Source organism: Pseudomonas sp. R11F (assembly GCF_050312575.1).
GTDB lineage: Bacteria > Pseudomonadota > Gammaproteobacteria > Pseudomonadales > Pseudomonadaceae > Aquipseudomonas > Aquipseudomonas palleroniana.
The window spans coordinates 24,530-30,938 of sequence record NZ_JBNPJU010000030.1; the positions used below are offsets into that span (position 1 = coordinate 24,530).

At 61.2% G+C, this 6,409-nt stretch carries 4 protein-coding genes; 1 reads left to right on the forward strand and 3 read right to left on the reverse strand.

Going from position 1 to position 6,409, the window contains the following annotated elements; all coding sequences use genetic code 11:
• Nucleotides 1-135: 135 nt before the first annotated feature.
• The 3 genes from ACQRBV_RS08470 to ACQRBV_RS08480 are packed head-to-tail and all read right to left on the reverse strand — an operon-like array spanning nt 136 to nt 5,046.
• Nucleotides 136-1,500: an HlyD family type I secretion periplasmic adaptor subunit gene (locus ACQRBV_RS08470; RefSeq protein ID WP_060755471.1), complete on the reverse strand. Its 1,365-nt coding sequence runs from the start codon at nt 1,498-1,500 to the stop codon at nt 136-138.
• The gene (locus tag ACQRBV_RS08475) at nt 1,490-3,646 is read right to left on the reverse strand and encodes a type I secretion system permease/ATPase (RefSeq protein ID WP_060755566.1); all 2,157 of its coding nucleotides are present in this window, start codon (nt 3,644-3,646) and stop codon (nt 1,490-1,492) included. Before ACQRBV_RS08475 ends, ACQRBV_RS08470 begins: the two co-directional genes overlap by 11 nt.
• A 41-nt stretch (nt 3,647-3,687) precedes the next feature.
• Nucleotides 3,688-5,046 (reverse strand): TolC family outer membrane protein, encoded by a 1,359-nt coding sequence (locus tag ACQRBV_RS08480; RefSeq protein WP_060755470.1) that lies wholly within the window; start codon nt 5,044-5,046, stop codon nt 3,688-3,690.
• A 338-nt stretch (nt 5,047-5,384) separates the two neighbouring features.
• Between ACQRBV_RS08480 and ACQRBV_RS08485 the strand changes: the two genes are divergently transcribed.
• Nucleotides 5,385-6,409: retention module-containing protein (locus ACQRBV_RS08485; protein WP_427877919.1), on the forward strand; the 1,025-nt coding region annotated here is incomplete at its 3' end.

Sequence of the window (6,409 nt, forward strand, 5' to 3'; positions counted from 1 at the left end):
GCGGGGATGTGTGGGGAGGCTGATGGCCCTATCGGGAGCAAGCCCCCTCCCACACTTGACCGAGTTCCAGCATAGGAATGCGGTCGAGTGTGGGAGGGGGCTTGCTCCCGATGAGGTTCGTACAGGCGATACAAATTACCGCTCGTGCAACGCCTCGGCCCGCGCCTTGATGATCGGCTTGAGCAGGTAGCTCAGGATGCTCTTTTTGCCGGTGATGATGTCCACCGACGCGACCATGCCCGGGATGATCAACAACGGCTTCTCATCGGTTCCCAAGTGGCTGCGGTCGGTGCGCAGGGTGATCATGTAGTAGGTGGTTTTCTTGTCTTCATCGGTGATGGTGTCGGCACCGATGCGTTCGAGCTTGGCTTTCAGGCCGCCGTAGATGGTGTAGTCATAGGCGGTGAATTTGACGATCGCTTCCTGCCCCGGGTGCAGGAAGGCGATGTCTTGCGGGCGGATCTTGGCTTCCACCAGCAGCGTGTCGTTCAGCGGCACGATCTCTACCATGTCGCTGCCCGGCTGGATCACGCCGCCGACGGTGTTGACCAGCAATTGCTTGACGATCCCGCGCACGGGCGAGGTGACCAGGGTACGGCTGACCCGGTCTTCCAGGGCGCGGCCGGTGGACTCGGCCTTGTTCAGTTCGGTGCGGGCTTCGTTGAGCTGGGTCAGCGCTTCGCTGCGGAACTTGCCACGGGTTTCGTCGATCTTGCGTTGTACTTCCTTGATCGCCGATTCGGCCCGGGGGATCGCCAGGGTAGTGGCGTCCAACTGGCCGCGGGTTTCCATCTCGGCACGCTTGAGGCGCAGCACTTCCACCGGCGACACCGCACCCTGGGCCACCAGCGGTTCGGACATGTTGATTTCCTGGCGTTGCAGGGACAACTGGCTGCGGTACTGGCTTTGTTTGGAGGTGAATTCACGCAGTTCCTGCTGGCGTTGCACCAGTTGTTCCTGCAAGCCGCCGACTTCGTCTTTCAACTGCTGACGGCGGCTGTCATACAACGAGCGCTCACTGGCAGCCTGGTTAGGCGCGGCCTTGAGCACATCGTCGGGGATGTTCAGCGGGCGGTCATCCACCTGGGCACTCAGGCGCTCGACGCGCAGTTGCATGGCCAGGCGCAGGGCTTCGGTTTCACCGGCATTGGAAACAAAACGCGTGTCATCGAGGCGAATCAACGGCGCGCCGGCTTCCACCACCTGGCCTTCCTTGACGTACAACTCGGAGACGATACCGCCTTCCAGGTTCTGGATTTTCTGCAACTTGGACGAGGGGATTGCCTTGCCGTCGCCACGGGTGACTTCGTCGATGCTGGAGAAGCCTGCCCACGTCACCAGAAAGATGAAGAACGCGATGATCGCCCAGATGGTCAGGCGGATAACCCGCGGCGCATCTTCGACCAGTGCTTTGTTGACTTCGGGCAGGGGCTGACCCTGCAGCGAATCGGAACCTTTGAAATAGCGGCCGACCGCGCTTTTGATGGAGTTAAGCAACACTGATCTGCCCCTTTTTCAACGCTTCCATGACCACGGCTTTCGGGCCGTCTGCGAGGATCTGCCCACGGTCGACCACCAGCAGGCGGTCCACCAGCGAGAGCAGTGAGGCACGGTGAGTGACCAGCACGATGGTCTTGTTTTGCACCACGGCTTGCAGGCGCTGTTTCAGGCGCTCTTCACCGGTGTTGTCCATGGCGCTGGTGGGTTCGTCCAGCAGCAGGATGGGCGGATTGAGCAACAGTGCACGGGCCAGGGCAACGTTCTGGCGCTGGCCGCCGGAAAGGTTTTGCCCGCGCTCGCCGACCTGCAGTTCATAACCCTGCGGGTGCAGGCGGGCGAATTCGTGCACGCCAGCTAGTTCGGCGGCCTGCAGGACCATTTCGTCTTCGACGTAACGTGCACCGCACACCAGGTTGTCGCGCAGCGTACCGGCGAGCAGTTGGATGTCCTGGGCCACGTAACCGATGTTGTGGCGCAGTTCGCTGACGTCGATCTGGCGCACATCCACGCCATCCACCAGCAAGGCGCCGGAGTCCGGCTGATAAAGGCCGACGATCAGTTTGGCCAGGGAGCTTTTGCCCGAGCCGCTGCGGCCGATGATGCCGATTTTCTCGCCGGGCTTGATCACCAGGTTGATGTTTTTCAGCGCGGCGTTCTGTTGATTCGGATAAGTGAAATTAAGACCCCGGCATTCGATGGCGCCTTGCAGCGTGCGGCGGCTCATGGGGCGCTCTTCGAAATTGCGCTCCTGGGGCAGCTCCATCATCTGGTCGGTGGACATCATGGTGACCTTGGCTTGCTGGTAACGGGTCAGCAGGCCCGACAGCGAAGCCAACGGGCTCAAGGCGCGGCCGCTGAGCATGTAGCAGGCGATCAGGCCACCCATGCTCAGGTTACCGTCGATGATCTGGTACACACCGAACACGATCATGATCACGCCGGCCAGTTGCTGGATCAGCAGGGTCATGTTCATCGACAGGCCCGACAGCAACTTCACCCGCAGTTCAAGGCGGCTCAAGGTGCCGATGGTCTGTTCCCAACCGTACTGGCGCTCGCTCTCGGCGTTATTGACCTTGACTGCGTCCAGCCCGGCGAGGGTTTCGATCAGGCTCGACTGACGCTCGGCGGCCAGGGCCATAGTGCGCTCCATGGTCGCAACGAGCGGTTTCTGCAGGGCATAGCCGATGCCCAGGGCAATCGGGAACGCCAGCACCGGAATCCACACCAGGTGCCCGCCGAGAATGGCGATGACCAGGAAAATCAGCAGGGTGAAGGGCAGGTCGATCAGACTGGTGAGGGTCAGTGACGCGAGGAAATCGCGCAAGCTCTGAAACTCGTGGATGTTCTGCGCGAAGCTGCCGACCCGTGCCGGGCGGTACTTCATGGACATGCCGACAATGCGCTCGAACAGCGTGGCCGAGATAATCAGGTCGGTCTTTTTACCGGCCAGGTCCAGGCACAGGCTGCGCAGGCTTTTGAGGATCAGGTCGAACAGATAAGCACCGCAGATGCCCACTGCCAGCACCCACAGGGTGGCCGTGGCCTGGTTCGGCACCACGCGGTCGTACACGTTCATCACGAACAGCGGCGCGGCCATCGCAATGATGTTGATCAGGAAGCTGGCGGCAATCGCGTCGGTGTAGAGCCAGCGCGAACGCATCAGCGTGTCACGGAACCACGAACGCGCCCGCGGAATCAGGGTGCCGTGGTTGACGTCGAATTTGTGCTGCGGTTGGGCGAAGAAAACCTTGCCGGCATAGTCGCCGGCCAGTAACTCGCGCTTGATGATGACTTCACCGCCGTCGCTTTCGCTGAGCAGGATGCGGGCTTCGTCTTCGCCTTGCCAGCCCACCAGCACGGCACTGCGCCCCTCTTTGAGCAGCAGCAACGCCGGCAGGGCAATCGTTGGGATCTGTTCCAGCTTGCGTTGCAGCAACCGCCCTTGCAGCCCTGCCCGCGCGGCTGCACGGGGCAGCAACTCGGCACTCAACCGCTGCGAAGGCAGCGGCAGGCCGGTGGTGAGCATGGCCGCGCTGGCCGGTTTCTGGTGCAGGGCGCAGAGCGCAAGCAACCCGTCGAGTAACGGGTCGTCGTGCAGCGTGCGTGGATCATGGTTGAGATGAACTCGACTGACTTCGGATTCCACGCGGTGCACTCTCGACTAACAGATGGGGCTATGGGGACGGCTCAATTCATCCCAGGCAGTTGGACGTTAGGCTTCACGTCGGTCTGCACGACGGAGGCCATCGGTGGGACCACTCCCTGGCTCTTGAGCAATTCGCCCATGGTCGCCTTGATTCGATACTGAGTAAATAACTGAATGTTCTTGATCTCTTCCAGACGACGGGAAGCGGTGAATAATTCGTTCTCACTGTCGAGCAAATCGAGCAGGGTTCGTTGGCCGAGGCTAAACTGCTGCTGATAAGAGGTACGCACCCGGGTGCTGTGGTCCACGTACTGCTGGGCCACCGGCAACTGCGCGTTGGCGTTGTTCAGGGCGTTCCAGGCCAGGCCCAGTTCTTCGTTGAGCTGGCGCAGGGCGTTGTTGCGGATATCCAGGGCCTGGTTGGCCTGGTATGACTTGGATTGCAGGTCAGCCTTGTTGCTGCCACCGGCAAACAGGTTGAAGCGCATGCGCACCATGGCTTCCCAACCGTTGTTGTGGCTGGCGTCACCCGAGACGTTGTTGTCGGCGTTGGTGCCAAGCTCGGCGTCAAAACGCGGGTAGAAGGTGGACTTGGCGGCTTCGTACTGCTTCTCGGCGGCGGAGATATCCGACTCGGCCGAACGCAGCACCGGGCTGTTGTCGAGCATCTGGCGGCGTGCCTCATTCAGGTCTGCCGGCAGCATGGCCATGAACGGTGCCGGACGCTCCAGTTGGTCGGGCATCTGGCCAACGGCACTGAGGTAGTTGACCTCGGAGTCGGCCAGGTTGGTCTGCTCGGTGATCAGGTTGTTGCGGGCCTGGGCCAGACGCGCTTCGGCCTGGTCCTGGTCGGCGCCGTTGCCGACGCCGCGCTGGGTACGCAGTTTGATCTGATCGTAGATGCGTTCGTGGTTGCGCAGGTTTTCTTCGGCCAGGCGCACGAACTCACGACGGGTCAGTACATCCAGGTACACCTGGGCAACGGTCAGGCCGGTGCGCTCGGAGGTGCCGAGCAAGGAGTAGGCGCGGGAGTTGACGTTGGCTTGCTGGCGACCGACTTCGCTGGAAGTGGCGAAGCCGTCAAAGATCATCTGTTGCAGGCGCAGGCTGGACTCACCGCGGTTGAGGGTGTCCCAGTGGTTGCCGTTGGGGCCATTGGCGGCGCGAGTAGTGGAGTTATCGGTGCCTTCGCGGCCGTAACCGGCGTTCAGGTCGACCCGAGGCAGATAACCGCCCTGGGCTGCACGCAGTTGGTAATCGGCGGCGATACGGCTGTTCACACCGGCTTGAATTTCCGGGTGCACGTCCAAGGCCTGCTGCATGGCTTGGGGCAGTGTCTGGGCTTGTACGAAACTGGCGGCGAGAACGAACGGTATTGCCTTGAACAGGTGCAGACGCATTAAAAAATTCCCCAGGACTTCTTGTCTCAAATCACAGCGATTCAGGCCGCTGCGTCGGATAATGGCTACCGTAATGACCGTACGTCGGAAAGTTCAAAAAGCGGAACTGCTTCACACATGTAGGACGGTTCGCCGCATAAATATCAATGTGACATTACGGGGCCAATTGTTTAGGATGGCGGTCATAAGGTCAATAGTTTGGCATAAACTAGATCGCGAATAAATCTAGCCAAATATTTGACGAAACCATCTTTACAGACTACGCCCCTCCTGTTTGGCCCTCCCCCCCGAGCGGCCACATGGAAATCATCAGAAACGGATCGCCGGAGAAAATTTTAATGAGCAGTGTTGTTGCCATCGTCAAAAGCATTGTTGGTCAAGTTTTCGTTATTTCTCCGGAAGGAACGCGGCGTGTATTAGTAGAAGGTGACCGCCTGTTTGCAGGCGACCAGGTCGACACCGGCATGTCGGGCGCTGTGAGCCTGGAACTGGCCGACGGCCGCACGCTGGACCTGGGCCGGGAAACCCAATGGAGCGCCGACCTGCCGGACTCCACCGTCGATCTGGCAGCTGCCGCCGAGAACGCGGCGCCGTCGGTTGCCGAGCTGCAACAAGCCATTGTCGCGGGCGCGGACCCGACCACCGACCTGGAAGCCGCTGCCGCAGGCCCAGCCGCTGCCGGTAATGGCGCCGCAGGCGGTGGCCACAGCTTCGTCGTGCTGGACGCGACCGCCGGCCGCGTTGACCCGACCATCGGCTTCCCGACCGCGGGCCTGGGCCAGGCCAACGCGGCACTGACCCAGAACGTCGGCGCCCAGCCTGGCGGTAATAACGGTGGCCTGACTCTGCAAACCGCCACGCTGACATTGGGCGCCACGTCGACCATTACCGAAGCCGGTGGCGTACTGACCTACACCGCCACCGTGACCCAGGCGCCGATCGGCAACCTCAACATCACGCTGTCCAACGGCGCAGTGATCACCATTCCGTCGGGCCAACTGACCGGCACCGTCAACGTGCCCCTGGCCCCGAACGACAGCCCGTACATCGACCCAAGCCAAATCAGCGTCAACGTCACCGGCACCACCGGCGGCAACAACCTGGTGCTGAACATCGATACCACGCCGGCAGTGACCCAGGTCACCGACACCATCGACACCACCACCATCGCCCTGACGGCAGGCTCGACGGTCACTGAAGGCGGCCAGATCACCTACACCGCCACGTTGACCAACCCAGCACAGACGCCAGTGACTGTCACTTTGAGCAATGGCTCGGTGATTACCATCAAGGCGGGCGAGTCCACTGGCACTGTGGTTGTCGATACCCCGGCTAACGACGTCTACAACAACGGTTCTACCGT

Bases quoted from the DNA above. Each gene is read 5' to 3' on its own strand.
- ACQRBV_RS08480 (WP_060755470.1), bottom strand. From the start codon at position 5,046: ATGCGTCTGCACCTGTTCAAGGCAATACCGTTCGTTCTCGCCGCCAGT.